Raw genomic sequence first — 19,940 nt, 5'->3', positions numbered from 1 at the left:
GCGCACCGCCCGCCGCACCGGGCCCGGGCACCTCGCCGGGATCCCCGTCGGCCCCGGGCCCGCCGGGGTCGCGGGAAGGCGGCGGCGTATCGGAGGGTCTGTCGGATGCGGTCACGGTTCTCGGCTCCTTCCGCGGCGGTTGCCGGCGAGCAGACCGACGAGGACGCACAGCACGGCGACGGCGAACATGGCGGTCCCGATCACATTGATCTGGACCGGGGTGCCGCGCTGCGCCGACCCCCACACGAACATGGGGAAGGTGACGGTCGATCCGGCGTTGAAGTTGGTGATGATGAAGTCGTCGAAGGACAGGGCGAAGGAGAGCAGCGCTCCGGCCGCGATGCCCGGCGCCGCGATCGGCAGGGTGACCCGCCAGAAGGTGGCCGCCGGGGAGGCGTACAGGTCCTGGGCGGCCTGTTCCAGTTCGGGGTCCATGCTCAGCACGCGCGCCTTGACGGCGGTGACCACGAAGCTGACGCAGAAGGTGATGTGCGCGACGAGGATGGTCCAGAAGCCGAACTCCACGCCCGTGTTGAGGAACAGCGTGGCGAGCGAGGCGGCCATGACCACCTCGGGCATCGCCATCGGCAGGAAGATCATGCTGCTCACGGCGGTGCGGGCGCGGAACCGGTGGCGGGCGAGCGCGAAGGCGACCAGGGTGCCCAGGACGGTGGCGCCGGCGGTGGCGCCCAGGGCGATCTTGAGGCTGAGGGCGAGCGAGCCGCACAGGTCGGCCACGCCGCAGGGGTCGGTCCAGGCGTCGGTGGAGAACCGCTGCCAGGAGTAGTTGAAGCGGCCGTTGGGCTTGTTGAAGGAGAAGACCAGGACCACGACGTTGGGCAGCAGCAGGTACCCGAGGGCGGCCAGTGCGGCCAGCGTCACCAGGTTCTCGCGCAGCCGGCGCAGCAGCCGGACGGCGGGGGCGGCGGGGTGCTTCACACCAGGTCCTCCGTCCCCGACCGGCGGATGTAGACGGTGACCAGGGCGAGGATCACCGCCATCAGGATGAACGAGAGCGCGGCGGCGGTGGGGTAGTCCAGGACCCGTAGGAACTGCGACTGGATGACGTTGCCCACCATCTTCCGGTCCGCCGGCCCGAGCAGTTCGGCGTTGATGTAGTCGCCGGTGGCGGGGATGAAGGTCAGCAGGGTGCCGGCCACCACGCCGGGCATGGACAGCGGGAAGGTGACCTTCCGGAAGGTGGTGAACGGCCGGGCGTACAGGTCCGAGGCGGCCTCGTGCAGCCGCCCGTCGATCCGCTCCAGCAAGGTGTACAGCGGCAGCACCATGAAGGGGAGGAAGTTGTACGTCAGGCCGCAGATCACGGCGAGCGGGGTGGCCAGCACCCGGTCCCCCTCGGTGAGCCCCAGCCAGCCGGTCACGTCCAGCACGTGCAGCGAGCCCAGCACCGACACCACCGTGCCGTCGTCGGCGAGGATGGTCTTCCAGGCCAGGGTGCGGATCAGGAAGCTGGTGAAGAACGGCGCGATGACCAGGATCATCAGCAGGGTGCGCCAGCGGCCGGCCCGGAACGCCATCAGGTACGCCAGCGGATAGCCGAGCAGCAGGCAGCCGGCGGTGGCCGCGCCCGCGTAGAGCACCGAGCGCAGGAAGTGCGGGTGGTACTCGGCGAGCGCGTCGGTGTAGGTGCTGACGTGCCAGGTGACGGTGAAGCCCTCCTCCAGCGAGCCGGTCTGCAGCGACGTGGACGCCTGGTAGACCATCGGCGCGACGAAGAAGACCAGCAGCCAGGCGATGCCGGGCAGCAGCAGCCAGTACGGGACGAGCCGGGCGCGGACCGGGGTCTTCCGCGCGGCGGCCGGCTCCGGCCGGGGCGGCAGCCCGGAGGCGGGCGACGGATCGGAGACGGTCGGCAGCCCGGAGGCGGGCGGCACCCCGGGGGGCGGGCGGCGGCCCGGCCGGGGTGGGGACGGCGGTCACGGCGCCCCCTGCCCCGGCCCCGCCGCGGTGGCCGGCGAGGGACCGGTTCCGGTGCCGCCGGCGCGCGACGGCCCCGCCGGTGTCCCGTCCTCCGGTGACGGCCCGGGCCGGGCTCCGGCGGCGGGCCGCTCGGAGCCGGGACCGCCGGCCGGCGGCTCGTCCGGCCCGGCACCGGCCGCCGGCGACCGGTCCGCGCGGAGGCCGAAGCCGTGGGCGGGGTTCCAGTGCAGCACCACCTCCGCGCCGGGGACCAGCCGCGGATCGCGCTCGATGTTCTGCTCGTAAACGGAGAGGGTCGTGCCGGCCGGCCCGGCCACCAGGTACTGGGTTGACACGCCGATGAAGCTGGAGTCGGATATCCGGCCGGTGAGCCGGTTGCGTCCGTCCCCGACGGTGTGCGCGTCGTCGGCGGGGGTGAGGGAGATCTTCTCCGGGCGGACGCCGAGCAGGATCCGCTCCCCCGCCCGGGGCATCCGCCCGGCCGCGCCCGCCCCGGCACCCCGGTGCCGGCACCGGCCGCCCCGCCGCCGGAACCGGTCGCCCGGGCCGCGGTGCCCGGGGCGCCGTGCCCCGGCTCCCCCGCGCCGGTGCCCGTTCCGCCGGCGTCCGGCCCGCCGGGGCACCGCCGCGCGGGCAGCGCGAGCCGGGTGCCGCCGGCGGTCACCAGCACATCGCCGCCGGACACCCCGGTGACCTCGGCCTCGATCAGGTTGGAGGTGCCCAGGAAGTTGGCGACGAACGCGGTGCGGGGCAGGTCGTACAGCTCGGCGGGGGCGCCCAGCTGCTCCACCCGGCCGCCGTTCATCACCGCGACCGTGTCGGCCATCGCCATGGCCTCCTCCTGGTCGTGGGTGACGTGGACGAAGGTGATGCCGACCTCGGTCTGGATGCGTTTGAGCTCCAGCTGCATCCGGCGGCGGAGCTTGAGGTCCAGGGCGCCGAGCGGCTCGTCCAGCAGCAGCACCCGGGGGTGGTTGATGAGCGCCCGGGCGACGGCGACGCGCTGCTGCTGTCCGCCGGACAGCTCCCGCGGCCGGCGGCGCGCGTACGGGCCCAGCTGCACCAGGTCGAGCATCTCCGCGACCTGCTTGCGCACCGATCTGATGCCGCGGCGGCGCAGCCCGAAGGCGACGTTCTCGTAGACGTCCAGGTGCGGGAAGAGCGCGTAGCTCTGGAAGACGGTGTTGACCGGGCGCTTGTAGGGGGGCAGGTCGGTGATGTCCCGGGCGCCGAGGTGGACGGTGCCGGTGGTGGGCCGTTCCAGCCCGGCGATCATCCGCAGGGTGGTGGTCTTGCCGCAGCCGGAGGCGCCGAGCAGGGCGAAGAAGCGGCCCTCGGGGACGGTGAGGTCCAGCGGGTGGACGGCGGTGGTGGAGCCGTAGCTCTTGCTGATCCCGGTGAGGCGGACGGCGCCGCCGGGGTGCGGTGGTGTCATGGTGGCTGGCTTCTTCCGGTTCAGGCGCCGATGAGCTTGGCGAACGTGTCCTCGAACGCCGTCTCCTCCTCGTCGGTCAGGGCGCGGAAGGCGTGCGCCTTCGCGGCCATCTCCCGGTCGGGGAGGATGAACGGGTTGGCGGCCAGGTCCTTGTCGATCCGGGCCAGTTCGGCGCGGACCCCCTCGACCGGGCAGACGTAGTTGATCCAGGCGGCGAGCCGGGCGGCGACCGCGGGCTCGTAGTAGTAGTCGATGAGCCGTTCGGCGTTCTTCTTGTGCCGCGCCCCGTGGGGTATCAGCAGGTTGTCGGTGGAGATCATGTAGCCGGCGGCGGGGACCGCGAGGTCGATGGCCGGGTTGTCGGCGCGCAGTTGCAGCAGGTCCCCGGCCCAGGCCACGCAGGCGGCCAGGTCGCCCTTGTCCAGGTCACCGGTGTAGTCGTTGCCGGTGAACCGCCGGATCTGCCCGCTGCGGACGGCCTTGCGGATCCGGGCGACGGCCGCCTCGTACTGGTCGGCGGTGACCGTCTCGGGGGCCACGCCCATGTCGAGCAGGGTGAGGCCGACGGTGTCCCGCATCTCGGTGAGCATGCCGACCCGGCCCTTGAGCCGGGGGTCCTCCAGCAGCTGGGAGACCGAGTCCACCGTCCGGCCGCCGGTGGCCTTCTTGTTGTAGGCGATGACCGCGGGGATGCCGGTCCAGGGGTAGGAGTGGGCGCGGCCGGGGTCCCAGTCGGGGCTGCGGAACTGCGGGGCGAGGTTGGCGTAGGCGTGCGGCAGGCGGGCCGCGTCCAGCTTCTGCATCCAGCCGAGGCGGATCATCCGGGCGGCCATCCAGTCGGTGACGCAGATCAGGTCGCGGCCGGTGTCCCGGCCGGCGGCCAGCTGGGGTTTGACCTTGCCGAAGAACTCGACGTTGTCGTTGATGTCCTCGGTGTACCGGACCCGGATGCCGGTGCGCCGCCGGAAGGCGTCCAGGGTGGGCCGGCTGCGACCGTCCTCGCCGACGTCGATGTACTCGGTCCAGTTGGAGAAGCTGACGCGCCGCTCCTCGTCAGGGTGGTCGTCGGCGGGGGGTGGCGCCGTGGCGGGTGGCGGGCGGGATGCCGCAGGCGGCGAGGGCACCGGTGCCGCCGAGGGCGAGCGCACCGGCGCCGCCCGCGCGCAGCAGCGACCGCCGGGTCATGGCCATCCGGCCCCGGGTCAGGCTGCGGCGCACCGCGGCCAGCAGGGGTGGGGAGAGCGTGTCGGGTGCGGGGTCCATACGGGCCTCCCGGGGGTGAGGGCCGGCCGGGGTGCAGGGCGCGGGGTCGGTGCCGCTCCCGGCCCGGTGCGGGTCGGCGGTGGTGCGGGGGGACGGGGGACGGTGGTCGGTGGACGAAGGGCGCGCGCCGCGGCCGGCTCCGGACCGGCAGCGGTCCGGGCGGTGCGCCGGACACGGGGTGCGGGGCCGGCGACCGGCCCGCCCGCGCACGGCTGGCGGCCCGGCGGCGGGGCCGCCGCACCCCCACGGCGCCGCACCCCCACGGCGGCCCCACCCGCCACGACAGCCACACCGGCCACGGCGCCGCGGGGGTCCCCGGTGCTCCGGTGCGCGGCGGCGGGCCGTGGCGCGAGGAACCCGTGTGCGGTGGGCGGGCCACGGCCGGGGCGGCGGGCCGCGCGGTCAGTCGCGGTGCCCGAAGACGGTGCGGTGCCAGTCCTTCCGCGCGGTCGCGGTGTTGTCGTACATCACGTGCTTGATCTGCGTGTACTCCTCGAAGGAGTACGCCGACATGTCCTTGCCGAAGCCGGAGGCACCGGTGCCGCCGTGCGGCATCTCGCTGATGATGGGGATGTGGTCGTTGACCCACACGCACCCGGCGCGCAGTTCCCGGGTGGCGCGCCCGGCCCGGTAGACGTCGCGGGTCCAGGCGGACGCGGCGAGCCCGTAAGGGGTGTCGTTGGCGAGCGCGAGTCCCTCGTCGTCGCTGTCGAAGGGGAGGACGACCAGGACCGGGCCGAAGATCTCGGAGCGGACGATCTCGCTGTCCTGGGCGGCGCCGGTGATCAGGGTCGGCAGGTGGTACGCACCCCGGGCGAGGTCGCCCGTCCCGGGGCCGCCGCCGGTGACCACGGTGGCGTACCCCCGGGCGCGGTCCACGAATCCGGCCACCCGGTCCCGGTGGGCGTGCGTGACCAGCGGCCCGAGGTCGGTCGCGGGGTCGAAGGGGTCGCCGAGCCGTACGGTCGCCATCAGGTCGGCGACCCCCGCCACGAAGGTGTCGTACAGCGGGCGCTGCACATAGGCGCGGGTGGCGGCCGTGCAGTCCTGGCCGCTGTTGATCAGTGCCGCCGCCACCGCGCCGTGCACCGCCGCCTCCGGGTCGGCGTCGTCGAAGACCACGAACGGGGCCTTGCCGCCGAGTTCCAGGTGGATCCGTTTGACCGAGCCGGCCGCGATCCCGGCCACCCGGCGGCCGACCGCGGTGGAACCGGTGAAGGACACCATGGCCACGCCGGGGTGGCCGACGAGGTGTTCGCCGGCCACCGGGCCGGTGCCGCTCACCACGTTGATCACCCCGTCGGGGATGCCCGCCTCGGTGGCGGCCTGCGCGAACATCAGCGAGGTGAGCGGGGTCGGTTCGGCGGGCTTGAGGACGACGGTGTTGCCCGCGGCGACGGCCGGCAGGATCTTCCAGGCGGCCATCTGCAGGGGGTAGTTCCAGGGGGCGATCGACCCGATGACGCCGATCGGTTCCCGGCGCACCATCGAGGTGTGGTCGGGGCTGTACTCACCGGCGGACCGGCCTTCGAGGTGGCGGGCGGCGCCGGCGAAGAAGGCGGTGTTGTCGATGGTGCCGGGGACGTCGAACCCGGTGCTGAGCTTCAGCGGCTTGCCGCACTGCCGGGACTCCGCGGCGGCGAACTCCGCCGCCCGCGCGGTGAGGACCGCGGCGAGCCGGTGCAGGGCGTCGGACCGCTCCGCGGGGGTGGCCCCGGCCCACTGCGGGTACGCGGCGCGTGCGGCGGCCACCGCGGCGTCCACGTCGGCCTCGTCCGCCGTCCGGTAGGCGAGGATCTTCCCGCCGGTGGCCGGATCGACCACGGCGTGCACCTGGCCGGAACCGCCCTCGGTCAGCCGTCCGCCGATGTACTGGGTGCCGGCGGCGAACCGCGCCGCCGCATCGAACCGCTGGTCCATCGCGTTGCTCTCCTCCGCCTCGGTCGGTGGCTTGCGCGCAGTCGGCCCGGCGCCGCCCACGGGGACGGGGTGGCGTGGCCATGGCCGGAATTGATGGCTGATCCTGGCAGAGCGAACGGTCTCCAACAAGGGATTCCGTCGTCGCTTTTTGATTTTCCGACGGATTCTGTCCCGACATCGCCACCGGATGGCCGGGGCCTCACGACCGGGGCCGGACACCGCGGTTCCGCGCCGGACGGTGTCCGGTTCCCTCGCCCGGAGCCGCGGCACCCACGAGGGCACCGGACCCCGAAGGCCCCGCCGGCACGCACCCCCAGGGGTCGCCGGCACGCACCCCAGAGGCCGCCGGGTGCGTACGGGCTCGCCGCCGCCCGCGCGCCGGGGCCCGGGTGCCGCACCGTACCGGCGTGGCCCCGGGCCCGTGGTGTTTCCGTGCCCTGATGTCAGAACGCGGAGTCGATCGCGGCGTCCAGCGCGGCGAGGTAGATCAACGGGATCACCATGCCGACGATCCCGCAGACGATGCCCGCGGTCGCCGAGCCGGCGTTGTTCGCCTCCCCCCGCTGCGCCTTCCCCTTCCCGATGGAGCCGAAGATGATGGCGAGGATGCCGAGGACGATCGCGAACAGCCACAGGAAGTAGGTGAGTCCGCAGACCAGGCCGATGATGCCGACGGTCAGGGCGGCGGTCCCCATACCGTTGCGCTGCCCCACGGCGCCCATCGGACCGCCGGGGTAGGCCGGATAGCCCGGTGGCGGGTATCCGGGGCCGGGCTGCTGGTACTGCGGAAGACCCGCGGCGGGGTGGCCGGCCGCCGGGGGGCGCCGGGGAGGCTGCGGCGGGTGGCCGCCGGGGGGCGTGCGGATCGTGCCCGGGCGGGCCGGGGTACGCGCTGTGGGACATGGTGGTGTTCTCCCCTCCTGCTGTCGCGACGCGCCATGTTACGGGTGCTGCGCGTGACCGGTGGAGGGAACGGACCGGGTGCCCGCGGTCCTCGCCCGGTGCCACAATCACCCCATGACCGAGACGGCACGCCACCCGGCGGACCAGGCGGACCAGGTGGTTCCGGTGGTCCGCGCGGACACGACGGATCCGGGCGACCCGGCGGACACAAGGGATCCGGCGGACCCGGCGGATCCGGGCGACCCGGCGGACCCGGCCGGGCGGTTGCCGGCCGGGCCGGCGGACGGCCGGGACGGCCCGCGCTCGGTGGCGGAGCTGGTGGCCCGGTCGGCCGCCGGTGAACGCCACAAGTACCTCTACTTCTGGGGGCACCGGCCGCGGCCGGACGGCTCGGTGGGGCACGGCTGCTTCAGTCAGTGGTGGCCCGCGCCCATCGAGGCGGACGGCGTCCGGTACGCCACGGCCGAGCACTGGATGATGGCGGGCAAGGCCGCGCTCTTCGGCGACGCGGAGGCGCGGCGGCGGGTGCTGGCGGCCGGGCACCCCCGGCAGGCCAAGGAGATCGGCCGCTCGGTGCGCGGTTTCGAGGAGCGGGTGTGGGCGGAGCACCGCTTCGAGCTGGTGGTCCGCGGCAGTGTGCTGAAGTTCGGTCAGCACCCGGAGCTGGGCCGCTACCTGCTGGGCACCGGGGCCCGGGTGCTGGTGGAGGCCAGCCCGGTGGACCGGGTCTGGGGCATCGGGCTGGCCTCCGACGACGAGCGGGCGGCCGATCCGGCCCGCTGGTGCGGTCTCAACCTGCTGGGGTTCGCGCTGATGGAGGCGCGTCAGCGGCTGGCATCGGGGGAGGCGGGGCCGTCCGGCGCCGCGGACACCACGGCGGCCGGCGCCCGGTAGCCGCTGTACCCGTCGTCGTCCTCCTCGTCCTGGATGATCCAGATCAGCATGAGCAGGCTGGCGATCACGGCCACCACACCGAGGATGAGCCCGGCGAGCGCCTGGCCGCCGTTGTCCGCCTCACCGCGCTGGGCCCGGCCGCGGCCCAGCGCGCCGAAGATGATCGCCAGGATGCCGAGGATCACGCCGAAGAAGACGCTGAAGAAGAGCACCGCCCCCACGATGCCCAGCACCAGGGCGGCGATGCCCTGCCCGTTGTTGGGCGGGTACCCGGGGTGCGGCCAGCCGTAGGGGCCCCCCGGGTGGCCGTAGCCGGGCGCCGGGTGGCCTGCCGCCGGGTAGCCGTAGCCCGGCCCGCCCGCTCCGGCCGCGTAGGCCGGGCCGCCGTACGGGGCGGCGCCGTACGGCAGGAGGCCGGCCGAAGTGGTCGCCCCGTACGGGCCGCCGGCGGCCGGCGGGGGGCGTACCCGGCGCGGGCGGGGGCGGCGGCACGGTGGTCCCCCGCCGGGCCGGGCGGTGGTGCCAGCGGTACGCCCGGCAGGGTCGGCATGCCGGAGACCCCGGGGGCGGGCCCGGGTCCGGCCGGCGGCACCCGGTCCTGCGGCGGTGCCCAGGGGTCGCGGTCCCGTGGTTCCGGCGGCCGGGGCCCCTCCTGCGCGGATTCGGGCCGCTGTCCGGGCTGCTGTTCCATGTGTCTCCCCCACACGCTGCGTTGCCGTCATGCTACGGGCCCGGCACGGCGCCGCGCCGCCCGGTTCTACGATGGCCGGGGCCCGCCGACCGGCGCGCGTCCACGAGGAGGAACCGATGACCGATCTCAGCGCCTTCATCGCCGGGCTGCCGAAGGCCGAACTCCACGTCCATCACGTCGGGTCGGCGTCGCCGCGCATCGTCGCCGAACTCGCCGCCCGCCATCCGGACTCCCCGGTGCCCACCGATCCGGAGGCGCTCGCGGACTACTTCGCCTTCCGGGACTTCGCGCACTTCATCGAGGTCTACCTGTCGGTGGTGGATCTGATCCGGGACGCCGAGGACGTGCGGCTGCTGACGTACGAGGTGGCCCGGGACATGGCGCGGCAGAACATCCGCTACGCCGAACTGACCGTCACCCCCTACAGCTCCACCCGGCGCGGCATCCCCGACGGCGCGTTCGTGGAGGCGATCGAGGACGCGCGGAAGGCCGCCGAGGCGGAGCTGGGCGTGGTGCTGCGCTGGTGCTTCGACATCCCCGGCGAGGCGGGGCTGGAGTCCGCCGAGGAGACCACGCGGATCGCCCTCGGGCTGCAGCCCGAGGGCCTGGTCAGCTTCGGCCTGGGCGGGCCGGAGATCGGCGTGCCGCGCCCGCAGTTCAAGCCGTACTTCGACCGGGCGGTCGCCGCCGGGCTGCACAGCGTCCCGCACGCGGGCGAGACCACCGGTCCGCAGACCATCTGGGACGCGCTCACCGAGCTGCGGGCGGAGCGCATCGGCCACGGCACCAGCTGCGTGCGGGACCCGGAGCTGCTGGCGCACCTGGCCGAACACCGGATCCCGCTGGAAGTCTGCCCGACGTCCAACATCGCCACCCGGGCGGTGGCCTCGCTGGAGGAGCACCCGATCGCCGAGATGGTCGCGGCCGGTGTGCTGGTGACCGTCAACAGCGACGACCCGCCGATGTTCGGCACCGATCTGAACTCCGAGTACGCGGTCGCGGCGCGGCTGCTGGGGCTGGACGCGGCGGGGGTGGCGGCGCTGGCGCGGAACGCCGTGGAGGTCTCCTTCCTGGACGCCGCCGGCAAGGCGGCCCTGATCCGGGAGATCGACACCTACACGGCGGCGCACGCCGGCGGCTGACCGGCCCACGCCTGCCCGGGGTGTCCGCGCCCCCGGGCGCCCGCCCCGGAGCGGCGCGGCACCGGCGGGCCCAGGGCGCGGGCCCAGGGCGCGGGCCCGGGCGGACCGGGGGCCGGGCGGGCACGCCACAATGGCCCCATGCCGACCCGGGTGACGGGCACCGCGCGGGCGGACGGCCTGGTGGCCGTCGCCCACCGCGGTGACCCCTATGTGCACCGCGAGAACACCCTGCCGTCCCTGCGCTCCGCGGTGGCGGCGGGGGCGACCGCGGTGGAGTTCGACGTCCGTCTCACCGCCGACGGGGTGCCGGTGGTGGTCCACGACGCCACGCTGAAACGGCTGTGGGGGTACGACCGGCCGGTGCGGGAGCTGACCGCCGCGCGGATCCGGGCGGTGACCGGGGGCGGGGTGCCGCTGCTGGCTGAGGCGCTGGCGGCGACGGAGGGGGTGCGGGTGATGGTGGACCTGCCGGACCTCCGGGCCGTCCGGGCGGCGGTGGCCGGGGTGCGCGACCACGGCGCGGCGGACCGCGTCTACTACTCCGGCCCGGTGGCCGCGCTGCGGGCGGTGCGGGAGGCCGATCCGGCCGCCGAGACGGCGCTGACCTGGACCACCCTGGCACCGCCCCGGCCGGTGCTGCTGGACGCCCTGCGGCCCCGCTGGCTGAACTACCGCTTCGGCCTGGTCGGCCCGGAGCTGGTCGCCCGGGCGCACGCGGACGGGCTGCTGGTGTCGGCGTGGACCGTGGACACCCGGTGGTCGATGAGGCGGCTGCTGGGCGCGGGCGTCGACTCGATCACCACCAACCGGATCGGCGCGCTGTGCGCCCTGCTCGACGGCGACCGGGACCGCCACGGTCCGCGCCGCCCGGCGGCCCGCCGCCGCTAGGAACCGCCCGGACCGACAGCCCGGGAGCGGCCGGGCCCTCGCGCACGGCTCCGCCCGGACACGCCGGAGCGCCCGTACGACAGGTGCGTACGGGCGCTGCGGCGGGGATGCACCGGCGCCGGGCTCAGCCGTCGAGCGACGTCATCACGTGCTTGATGCGGGTGTAGTCCTCGAAGCCGTAGGCCGACAGGTCCTTGCCGTAGCCGGACTTCTTGAAGCCGCCGTGCGGCATCTCGGCGACCAGCGGGATGTGGGTGTTGATCCACACGCAGCCGAAGTCCAGAGCCTTGGACATGCGCATCGCCCGCGCGTGGTCCTTGGTCCACACCGAGGAGGCCAGGGCGTACTCCACGCCGTTGGCGTACTCCACGGCCTGCGCCTCGTCGGAGAAGGACTGCACGGTGATGACCGGGCCGAAGACCTCGTTCTGGACGATCTCGTCGTCCTGCTTGAGGCCGGAGACGACGGTGGGGGCGTAGAAGTAGCCCTTGTCGCCGACCCGGTGGCCGCCCGCCTCGACCTTGGCGTGCGCCGGCAGCCGGTCGACGAAGCCGCTGACCTGGGCGAGCTGGTTGGCGTTGTTGAGCGGGCCGTAGAGCACGTCCTCGTCGTCCGGCTGCCCGGTCTTCGTCTCGGCGGCGGCCTTGGCCAGCGCGGAGACGAACTCGTCGTGGATCGACTCGTGCACCAGCACCCGGGTGGCGGCGGTGCAGTCCTGGCCGGCGTTGAAGAACCCGGCCATCGAGATGTCCTCGACCGCCTTGGCGATGTCGGTGTCCTCGAAGACCACGACCGGGGCCTTGCCGCCGAGCTCCAGGTGGACGCGCTTGACGTCCTTGGAGGCGCTCTCGGCGACCTGCATGCCGGCGCGGACCGACCCGGTGATGGAGGCCATGGCGGGCACCTTGTGCTCGACCATCAGCCGCCCGGTCTCCCGGTCGCCGCACAGGACGTTGAAGACGCCCTTGGGGTGGCCCAGCTCGGCCAGCACCCCGCCGATGATCTCGGCGATCAGGACGGTGGAGGCCGGGGTGGTGTCGGAGGGCTTGATCACGACGGTGTTGCCCGCGGCGAGCGCCGGGGCGAACTTCCACACCGCCATCATCATCGGGTAGTTCCAGGGGGCGACCTGGGCACAGACGCCGACCGGCTCGCGCCGGATGATGGAGGTCATGCCGTCCATGTACTCGCCGGCCGAGCGGCCCTCCAGCAGGCGGGCGGCACCGGCGAAGAAGCGGATCTGGTCGATCATCGGCGGGATCTCCTCGTCCCGCGTCAGGGCGATCGGCTTGCCGGTGTTCTCGGACTCGGCGGCGATCAGCTCCTCGGCCCGCGCCTCGAAGGCGTCGGCGATCTTCAGCAGCACCTTCTGGCGCTCGGCGGGCACCAGGTCGCGCCAGACCGGGAACGCCTTGGCGGCGGCCTCCATGGCGGCGTCGACGTCGGCCGCCCCGGAGAGCGGCGCGGTCGCGTACGCCTCGCCCGTGGCCGGGTTGACCACCTCCGTGGTCCGCCCGTCGGCGGCGTCCCGGAACTCCCCGTCGATGTAGTTGCGCAGACGACGCAGTTCGGTGGTCACGTGCCACCCCTTCTGTTTGCGGTCGAAGTCCGATGGGTGAGACACCCACCCTAACCGCCGGGGCGACGTATTCAACATACCCAACGGCCCACAACTACGGATTCCGCGAGTTTCGAAGTCCTCGACAACGGATTTCATCGATCTGGGGTTGCGAGACTGCCGAGTCCTCATGCACAGTGGAATACGTGGCCACTGACAAGAACGGCACGCCGTCGATCGACTCCGTCTCCCTGGCGATCATCGAGCAGCTCCAGGAGGACGGGCGCCGCCCGTATGCCGCCATCGGCAAGGCCGTGGGCCTGTCCGAGGCGGCCGTCCGGCAGCGTGTGCAGAAGCTGCTCGACCAGGGCGTCATGCAGATCGTCGCCGTCACCGACCCGCTCACCGTGGGGCTGCGACGCCAGGCGATGGTCGGCATCAACGTCGAGGGCGACCTCGATCCGGTGGCCGACGCGCTGACCGCCATGGAGGAGGTCGAGTACGTGGTGATGACCGCGGGCTCGTTCGACCTCATCATCGAGATCGTCTGCGAGGACGACGACCATCTCCTCCAAATGATCAACAAGCGGATCCGCACGCTGCCCGGCGTGCGCTCCACCGAGAGCTTCGTCTACCTCAAGCTCCGGAAGCAGACCTACACCTGGGGAACGAGATAGCTATGAGCGCCGACCTCTCCAAGACGGCGTACGACCACCTGTGGATGCACTTCACCCGCATGTCGTCGTACGAGAACGCCCCCGTGCCGACCATCGTGCGCGGTGAGGGGACGTACATCTACGACGACAAGGGCAAGCGGTACATCGACGGCCTCGCCGGCCTGTTCGTGGTCAACGCCGGCCACGGCCGCGTCGAGCTCGCCGAGACCGCCTACAAGCAGGCCCAGGAGCTGGCCTTCTTCCCGGTGTGGAGCTACGCCCACCCCAAGGCGGTGGAGCTGGCCGAGCGGCTGGCGGGCCACGCCCCCGGCGACCTGAACAAGGTCTTCTTCACCACCGGCGGTGGTGAGGCCGTGGAGACCGCCTGGAAGCTGGCCAAGCAGTACTTCAAGCTCGTCGGCAAGCCCACCAAGTACAAGGTGATCTCCCGCGCGGTGGCCTACCACGGCACCCCGCAGGGCGCCCTGTCCATCACCGGCCTGCCGGGGCTGAAGGCCCCGTTCGAGCCGCTGGTGCCCGGTGCCCACAAGGTGCCCAACACCAACATCTACCGCGCCCCGATCCACGGCGACGACCCGGAGGCCTTCGGCCGCTGGGCCGCCGACCAGATCGAGCAGCAGATCCTCTTCGAGGGCCCGGAGACCGTCGCCGCGGTCTTCCTGGAGCCGGTGCAGAACGCCGGCGGCTGCTTCCCGCCGCCGCCCGGCTACTTCCGGCGGGTCCGCGAGATCTGCGACCAGTACGACGTGCTGCTCGTGTCCGACGAGGTCATCTGCGCCTTCGGCCGGCTCGGCACGATCTTCGCCTGTGACAAGTTCGGCTACGTCCCGGACATGATCACCTGCGCCAAGGGCATGACCTCGGGCTACTCCCCGATCGGTGCCTGCATCGTCTCCGACCGCCTCGCGGAGCCGTTCTACAAGGGCGACAACACCTTCCTGCACGGCTACACCTTCGGCGGCCACCCGGTCTCCGCCGCGGTGGGCCTGGCCAACCTCGACATCTTCGAGCGCGAGGGCCTCAACCAGCACGTGCTGGACAACGAGGGCGCCTTCCTGAAGACCCTGCAGAAGCTGCACGACCTGCCGATCGTCGGCGACGTGCGCGGCAACGGCTACTTCTACGGCATCGAGCTGGTGAAGGACAAGGCCACCAAGGAGAGCTTCGACGAGGAGGAGACCGAGCGCGTCCTGTACGGCTTCCTCTCCAAGGCGCTGTACGACAACGGCCTGTACTGCCGGGCCGACGACCGCGGTGACCCGGTGGTCCAGCTGGCACCGCCGCTCATCGCCGACCAGTCGACCTTCGACGAGATCGAGCAGGTGCTGCGCACCGTGCTGACGGAGGCGTGGACGAAGCTCTGAGCCGTCCCCGACCGCCGCACCGGCTCCGCCCGGGTACACCCCTCCCCGGGCGGCCCCTGCCGTGGGCCCCCCTCGCCGTCCCCCGGCGAGGGGGCCACGGCGGTTCTGCGACCGGCCCGCGCCACCCGGCGCGGGCCGGTTCCCGCGCCCCGCGCCCACCGGCCGGGGCACCGGGCCGGACCAGGGCTGATCGGAGGAAACGGACCGTGCCCGCGCCGAGCCTGGGCCGGATCGGCCGCCGCGACTCCTTAACGTGCCAGTGACCGATTCGCCTTGTCCTCGTTCACCCATCCAGGGGAGCGGACAAACGTAGGTAAGCCGAGGTGCTTGGCATGGTGGCTCCGCCGGACGACGACATGTTGTGGGCCCGCAGCGTCAGTTACGCGTACCGCGGCTCGCCCGCCCTGACGGGCGTGTCCCTGGGCGTGCGCGAGGGCGAGGTGCTGGTGGTGTCCGGGCCGCGCGGCTCCGGCAAGACCACCCTGCTCGCCTGCCTGTCCGCGCAGCTGCCGCCCGACGAGGGCGAGGTCTGGTTCGGGGGCGTGCCGGTGCACTCCCTGACCCGGCTGGGCCGGGAGCGGCTGCGCCGCGAGCACTTCGGCTGGATCGACACCCAGCCCCGGCTGGTGCCCGAGCTGACCGTGTGGGAGAACGTGGCGCTCCCCCTGATGCTGCGCGGCATCCCGCGCCGCGCCGCCCGGACCACCGCCCGCGAGTGGCTGGAGCGGCTGGACGTGGGCGGCGAGGAGCGGCAGCGGCCGGCCGCACTCCTCCAGGCCCAGCGCCAGCGGGTGACCATCGCCCGCGCTCTGGCGGCTGGGCCCCGGGTCCTCTTCGCCGACGAGCCCACCGCACCGCTGCACCGCGCCGACCGGGGCCAGGTGCTGCGCACCCTGACCGCCGCGGCCCGCTCGCACGGCATCTCCGTAATCCTGGCCACCCATGACAGCGAGGCGGCCCCGATGGCCGACCGCACCGTCTCGCTCCTCGACGGCCGCCGGGTCGGCACGATCCCCGCCGCCGACGTGGAGGGCCGGGACACGTGCTCAGTCTCCGCCTAGCCCGCGGCGCCCACCCGCTCGTCCTGATGCGGCGGCTGCTGGTCACCGCCGCGTCGGCGGGGGCGTCCTTCCTGCTGCTGTGCATGCTCGGCTACGCGGCCGGCCACCCCGAGCAGGCCCGCGACGCGCCCGGGCGGCTGGTGTGGTGCCTGGTGCCGCTCGCCGCCACGGTGCAGTTCGCGGTGGCGGTGGCGCGCGCCGACCAGGGCACCCGCGGCGGGCCCGGGCTGACCGCGGCCGGGTTCGGGCCCACCCGGGGCGCGCGGCTGGCCGCCGCCTCCACGGCGCTCTTCTGCGGCCTGGGCAGCGCGCTGGCCCTGGGCGTCTTCGCCTGGCTGCGCCGCTTCGGAGGGGACCTGCCCTCCGGCCGGCTCGCCGGCCACCTGGGCCGGGGGGCGCACCTGCCGCTCGGCGCGGTGCTGCTGCTGCTCGCCGTGGTGCCCGCGCTCGCCTCGGTGACGAGCATGGTGACGCTGTGGCCGCGCCGGCGGCGGCGCCGGCGGCCGGCCCGCTCCGGGGCCGCGGAGCCGCCCCCGCCGCCCGGGACCGCGCTGGTCCACATCGGCCTGCCCTGGGGCATCGCCCTGATCGCCACCGGGATCGCCCTGGAGACGTACGCCGGGCACGGCGCGGGTCCCTCGGCCGCCGAGCTGTTGCCGCTGCCGGGCCGCTCGGTGCAGAGCCCGCCGGGGGTGATCGCCGGCTGGCTGATGGCGGCGCTGGGGCTGATGCTGGCGGGCCCGGGGCTGACCCAGATGTGCGGCCGGCTGCTGGCGGCGGGGCGTCCCGGGCCGGTACGGCTGCTGGCCGGCCGGGCGCTGGAGGACGAGGCGGTACGGCTGGGCCGGCCGCTGGGGGCGCTGTGTGCGGTGGCCACCGCGGCCTGCGCGGTGGTCGACCTGTACGGCGGCGCGCTGCGCTCCACCGGGCCGGTCGCCGGGCTGGGCGCGGCGCTGGTCATGGCGTGTGTCACGGCCACCGCGCTGACCGCCGCGCTGGAGGTGCGCGGGGGCCGGCGGGACGCCACCGGCACCCTGGTGTGCCTGGGCGCCGACGCCCGGTTGCTGCGCCGCGCCGCCGTGCTGCGCGGCGGCTCCCTCGTCGCGGTGCTCGCCCTGGTGACCTGGCTGGTCGCCCGGGTGCTGACGCTGCCGCTGACGGGCTGACCCCCGCCCGGCGGCCCGCCTCGGGTACCGCCGCCGCCGCCGGTGGCGGGACGAAGCTGCCGGCGAGCGGGACGAGGCTGCCGGTGGTCCGGGCCGCCGCGTGTGGCGGCACCGCCGGGCTCCTGCGGCGCGGGCCGTCTGCCGGAGCACGGGCCGGCGCCCCGGGGCCGGGCGGGATGGGCGCGCCGCGCGGCGAGGGCCGTGCCGGCGCGCGTCCGGTCAGCCTGGGCCCGGGGCCGGGCGCGCCGGGGCGGGGGTCGGGGCCGGCCGGCGGTTCGGGGGCGGGGGGTCCGGCGGATGTCCGGTCGCGGGCAGCACCACCACCTCGTCCGGGTCGAACGTCACGCCCACCCGGGCCCCGGGCTCCGGGGCGTCCCGCAGGGCGCAGGCGGCCTCCATGCGGGGGGCGTCGCGGGGCTGGAGGATCAGGGCGACGTGGTCGCCGCGGAAGGTGCGGCCGGCCACCTCGCAGTCCAGGCCCTCGTTCCCGGGGACGAGCCGGACGCCGGCCGGGCGGACCAGCAGCCGGCAGGGCCCGTCCGTCGTCCCGGCGGGCACCGGCACCGTGCCCCAGGGGGTGTCGGCGGCCGGGCCGCGCACGGTTGCCTCCACCACGTTGTCGAAGCCGAGGAAGCGGGCGACGAACTCGGAGGCCGGGCGCCGCCACACCTCCAGCGGGGTGCCGGTCTGCGCGATCCGGCCGCGGTCCATCACCACCACCCGGTCGGCGAGTGCGAACGCCTCGCCCTGGTCGTGGGTGACGGCCAGCACAGTGGTGCCCAGCCGGTCGAACAGCTGCCGCAGCTCCACCACCAGGCGTTCCCGCAGGCCGCGGTCGAGCTGGCCGAGCGGCTCGTCGAGCATGAGCACCGAGGGGCTCGGGGCGAGGGCGCGGGCGAGGGCGACGCGCTGCTGCTCGCCGCCGGAGAGCTGGGCGACCGCGCGCCGCTGGGCGCCCGGCAGTCCGACCAGGTCCAGCAGTTCGGCGACGCGGGCGTCGCGTGTGGCGCGGCCGGTGCCGCGCATCCGCAGGCCGAAGGCGACGTTGGCGCCGACGTCGCGCTGCGGGAAGAGCTGGTGGTCCTGGAACATCAGGCCCACCCCGCGCCGGTGGACCGGGACCCGGGTGTGGTCCCGGCCGCCCAGCCACACCCGCCCGGTGTCGGCGCTCTGCAGGCCGGCGACCACCCGCAGCAGGGTGGACTTGCCGCTGCCGCTGGGGCCGAGGACGCACACCGTCTCGTGTTCGGCGACGGTCAGGTCCACCGCGTCCAGGGCCGGCCGGGCGCCGAAGCGCACGGTGATGTTCTCCAGGCGCAGCATCGCCATCTACAGCTCCCCGGTCCGGTTGGCGCGGATGCGTTCCAGCAGCAGCAGCGAGCAGGCGCACACCAGCATCAGCACGGTGCTCAGGGCCATGGCCTGCCCGTAGTTGAGGTCGCCGGCCCGGCCCAGGAAGCGGGTCACCGCCACCGGCAGGGTCGGGTTGTCGGGCCGGGCGATGAACACCGTGGCGCCGAACTCGCCGAGGGAGACGGCGAACGCGAAGCCGGCCGCGATGCCCAGGGCGCGGGCGACCATCGGCAGGTCCACCTCGCGCCAGGCCCGCAGCGGGGAGGCGCCGAGGACCGCGGCGGCCTCCCGCAGCCGGGGGTCGACCGCCCGCAGCACCGGCAGCATGGTGCGGATCACGAACGGCACGCCGACCAGGGCCTGGGCCAGCGGGACCAGGATCCACGAGGCGCGCAGGTCCAGCGGGGGCTCGTCGAGGGCGATGAGGAAGCCGAAGCCGACGGTGACCGCGGAGGTGCCAAGCGGCAGCATCAGCAGCGCGTCGAAGCCCCGGACCAGCCGGCCGGCGGTGGGTGGGCCGCCGTCCGGGCGCTGCCGGGGTCGGGAGGGCGAGCGCGGCGGCGGCCAGGGCCCCGACGACCAGGGCGATGACGGTGGCCACGGCGGCGTACCGCAGGGAGTTCCAGACCGCCTCGACGGGCGGGACCAGGAAGACCCCGCCGCTGTCGGCCACGGTGCCCAGCGCCCGGTAGTAGCCGAGCCAGTGGCCGTCCGGGGCGAGGAAGGAGCGTTCCACCAGGACCGCCAGCGGCAGCAGGATGAGGAGCGCGATCTGGGCGAGGACGGCGGCCAGCAGGGTCCACTGTCCGGCGCCGCGGGGCCTGCGGGCGGTCAGTTCCGGGGCCACCAGCCGGAGCGTGGACTCCCGGCGCCGTACCGTCCGGGCGTGCAGCGCCAGCAGGGTGGCGACCGCGGCGAGCTGGACGAGGGTGAGCACGGCCGCGGTCGGCAGGTCCAGCAGCTGGGCGGTCTGCCGGTAGATCTCCACCTCCAGCGTGGCGAAGCGCGGGCCGCCGAGGATCTGGACGACGCCGAAGGAGGTGAAGGTGAACAGGAAGACCATCAGGGCGGCGGCGGCCACCGCGGGCGCCAGCGCGGGCAGGGTGATCCGCCGCCAGGCGGTGAGCCGGCTCGCGCCCAGGACCCGGGCGGCCTCCTCCTGGCGGGGGTCGAGCTGGGCCCACAGTCCGCCGACGGTGCGGACCACCACCGCGTAGTTGAAGAAGACGTGGGCGAGCAGGATGGCCCACACGGTGGTGTCCAGCCGTACGCCCCACAGGTCGTCCAGCAATCCGCCGCGGCCGACCACGGCGAGGAAGGCGGTGCCGACCACGACGGTGGGCAGCACGAACGGCACGGTGACCACCGCCCGCAGCAGCTGTTTGCCGGGGAAGGTGAACCGGGCGAAGACGTAGGCGCCGGGCAGCGCCACGGCCAGGGTGAGCGCGGTGGAGGCGGCGGCCTGCCAGGTGGTGAACCACAGCACGTCGCGGACGGCCGGGTCGCCGAGCACCTCGCCGATCCGGCCCGGGTGCCATCCGTCGCCGTCCCGCAGGCCGCGGGCGGTGATGGCGGCCACCGGGTAGCCGAAGAAGATGCCGAGGAAGGCGAGCGGGACGGCCATCAGGCCCAGCCGTACCGCCGTGCCGCCCCCGCGACCGGCGCGGCGGGCGGCGGGGTTCCT

At 74.5% G+C, this 19,940-nt stretch carries 14 protein-coding genes and 3 pseudogenes; 7 read left to right on the top strand and 10 right to left on the bottom strand.

The genetic code is table 11. From position 1 onward, the window contains the following. Nucleotides 1-111 precede the first annotated feature (111 nt). The 6 genes and pseudogenes from IHE55_RS21885 to IHE55_RS21855 all read right to left on the bottom strand — a co-directional run bounded on the left by IHE55_RS21885 (nt 112) and on the right by IHE55_RS21855 (nt 7,272). A complete protein-coding gene (locus IHE55_RS21885) occupies nt 112-939 on the bottom strand; it encodes an ABC transporter permease (protein ID WP_197990573.1) in 828 nt (275 codons plus the stop codon). After that, nucleotides 936-1,841 (bottom strand): ABC transporter permease, encoded by a 906-nt coding sequence (locus IHE55_RS21880; protein ID WP_197992161.1) that lies wholly within the window; start codon nt 1,839-1,841, stop codon nt 936-938. The genes IHE55_RS21885 and IHE55_RS21880 overlap by 4 nt, the downstream gene beginning before the upstream one ends. A gap of 309 nt (nt 1,842-2,150) precedes the next feature. Continuing rightward, nucleotides 2,151-3,376 (bottom strand): annotated as a pseudogene (locus tag IHE55_RS33235) (ABC transporter ATP-binding protein); the annotation flags it as partial. Nucleotides 3,377-3,396: 20 nt separating this feature from the next. After that, a pseudogene (locus IHE55_RS21865) lies at nt 3,397-4,639 on the bottom strand (polyamine ABC transporter substrate-binding protein). Nucleotides 4,640-5,041: 402 nt separating this feature from the next. Further along, complete coding sequence (locus IHE55_RS21860; protein ID WP_197990571.1) at nt 5,042-6,559, bottom strand: gamma-aminobutyraldehyde dehydrogenase; 1,518 nt, start codon at nt 6,557-6,559, stop codon at nt 5,042-5,044. 443 nt (nt 6,560-7,002) lie between these two features. Continuing rightward, nucleotides 7,003-7,272 carry a DUF4190 domain-containing protein gene (locus tag IHE55_RS21855; RefSeq protein ID WP_307826771.1) on the bottom strand — a complete coding sequence of 90 codons (270 nt, stop codon included), beginning with the start codon at nt 7,270-7,272 and terminating at the stop codon, nt 7,003-7,005. Nucleotides 7,273-7,576: 304 nt separating this feature from the next. Between IHE55_RS21855 and ybiA the strand changes: the two genes are divergently transcribed. Then, nucleotides 7,577-8,356: a riboflavin biosynthesis intermediates N-glycosidase gene (ybiA, locus tag IHE55_RS21850; protein WP_197990570.1), complete on the top strand. Its 780-nt coding sequence runs from the start codon at nt 7,577-7,579 to the stop codon at nt 8,354-8,356. Here ybiA and IHE55_RS33430 read toward each other — a convergent pair. Next, nucleotides 8,287-9,078, bottom strand: a complete 792-nt coding sequence (locus tag IHE55_RS33430; protein ID WP_443742611.1) for a DUF4190 domain-containing protein — start codon at nt 9,076-9,078, stop codon at nt 8,287-8,289. The genes ybiA and IHE55_RS33430 overlap by 70 nt on opposite strands. Nucleotides 9,079-9,118: 40 nt before the next feature. On the opposite strand from IHE55_RS33430, the gene IHE55_RS21840 reads away from it, so the two are divergent. Both IHE55_RS21840 and IHE55_RS21835 read left to right on the top strand, forming a co-directional pair. Then, complete coding sequence (locus IHE55_RS21840) at nt 9,119-10,189, top strand: adenosine deaminase (protein ID WP_372442710.1); 1,071 nt, start codon at nt 9,119-9,121, stop codon at nt 10,187-10,189. A 138-nt stretch (nt 10,190-10,327) separates the two neighbouring features. Continuing rightward, complete coding sequence (locus IHE55_RS21835; protein ID WP_197990567.1) at nt 10,328-11,077, top strand: glycerophosphodiester phosphodiesterase; 750 nt, start codon at nt 10,328-10,330, stop codon at nt 11,075-11,077. A 124-nt stretch (nt 11,078-11,201) separates the two neighbouring features. Here the strand turns inward: IHE55_RS21835 and IHE55_RS21830 are convergent, their stop codons facing one another. Further along, the gene (locus tag IHE55_RS21830; protein WP_197990566.1) at nt 11,202-12,656 is read right to left on the bottom strand and encodes a gamma-aminobutyraldehyde dehydrogenase; all 1,455 of its coding nucleotides are present in this window, start codon (nt 12,654-12,656) and stop codon (nt 11,202-11,204) included. Nucleotides 12,657-12,841: 185 nt separating this feature from the next. Between IHE55_RS21830 and IHE55_RS21825 the strand changes: the two genes are divergently transcribed. The 4 genes from IHE55_RS21825 (at nt 12,842) to IHE55_RS21810 (ending at nt 16,903) form a co-directional block, all read left to right on the top strand. Beyond that, the gene (locus IHE55_RS21825; protein ID WP_197990565.1) at nt 12,842-13,312 is read left to right on the top strand and encodes an Lrp/AsnC family transcriptional regulator; all 471 of its coding nucleotides are present in this window, start codon (nt 12,842-12,844) and stop codon (nt 13,310-13,312) included. Nucleotides 13,313-13,314: 2 nt separating this feature from the next. Next, nucleotides 13,315-14,676, top strand: a complete 1,362-nt coding sequence (locus IHE55_RS21820) for an aspartate aminotransferase family protein (protein WP_197990564.1) — start codon at nt 13,315-13,317, stop codon at nt 14,674-14,676. 332 nt (nt 14,677-15,008) lie between these two features. Beyond that, nucleotides 15,009-15,737, top strand: coding sequence for an ABC transporter ATP-binding protein (locus IHE55_RS21815; RefSeq protein ID WP_197990563.1), 729 nt, complete (start codon nt 15,009-15,011; stop codon nt 15,735-15,737). Further along, nucleotides 15,719-16,903 (top strand): hypothetical protein, encoded by a 1,185-nt coding sequence (locus IHE55_RS21810; RefSeq protein WP_197990562.1) that lies wholly within the window; start codon nt 15,719-15,721, stop codon nt 16,901-16,903. Before IHE55_RS21815 ends, IHE55_RS21810 begins: the two co-directional genes overlap by 19 nt. Before the next feature lie 219 nt (nt 16,904-17,122). On the opposite strand, the gene IHE55_RS21805 is transcribed toward IHE55_RS21810, so the two are convergent. Together IHE55_RS21805 and IHE55_RS21800 are read right to left on the bottom strand one after the other, a co-directional pair. Continuing rightward, the gene (locus tag IHE55_RS21805) at nt 17,123-18,232 is read right to left on the bottom strand and encodes an ABC transporter ATP-binding protein (RefSeq protein ID WP_197990561.1); all 1,110 of its coding nucleotides are present in this window, start codon (nt 18,230-18,232) and stop codon (nt 17,123-17,125) included. Beyond that, nucleotides 18,233-19,880 (bottom strand): annotated as a pseudogene (locus IHE55_RS21800) (ABC transporter permease). Nucleotides 19,881-19,940: the final 60 nt, after the last annotated feature.

Origin of the sequence: Streptomyces pactum, from assembly GCF_016031615.1 — a bacterium.
GTDB classification, from domain to species: domain Bacteria; phylum Actinomycetota; class Actinomycetes; order Streptomycetales; family Streptomycetaceae; genus Streptomyces; species Streptomyces pactus.
Note: the sequence above shows the minus strand (reverse complement) of the source record. Positions and strands in the feature narration are given on the sequence as shown.

Excerpts from the sequence above, each read along its gene's own strand:
- IHE55_RS21860 (WP_197990571.1), bottom strand. The coding sequence starts at position 6,559 with ATGGACCAGCGGTTCGATGCGGCGGCGCGGTTCGCCGCCGGCACCCAG.
- ybiA (WP_197990570.1), top strand. The coding sequence starts at position 7,577 with ATGACCGAGACGGCACGCCACCCGGCGGACCAGGCGGACCAGGTGGTT.
- IHE55_RS33430 (WP_443742611.1), bottom strand. The coding sequence starts at position 9,078 with ATGACGGCAACGCAGCGTGTGGGGGAGACACATGGAACAGCAGCCCGG.
- IHE55_RS21840 (WP_372442710.1), top strand. The coding sequence starts at position 9,119 with ATGGCCGGGGCCCGCCGACCGGCGCGCGTCCACGAGGAGGAACCGATG.
- IHE55_RS21835 (WP_197990567.1), top strand. The coding sequence starts at position 10,328 with ATGCCGACCCGGGTGACGGGCACCGCGCGGGCGGACGGCCTGGTGGCC.
- IHE55_RS21820 (WP_197990564.1), top strand. The coding sequence starts at position 13,315 with ATGAGCGCCGACCTCTCCAAGACGGCGTACGACCACCTGTGGATGCAC.
- IHE55_RS21815 (WP_197990563.1), top strand. The coding sequence starts at position 15,009 with ATGGTGGCTCCGCCGGACGACGACATGTTGTGGGCCCGCAGCGTCAGT.
- IHE55_RS21805 (WP_197990561.1), bottom strand. The coding sequence starts at position 18,232 with ATGGCGATGCTGCGCCTGGAGAACATCACCGTGCGCTTCGGCGCCCGG.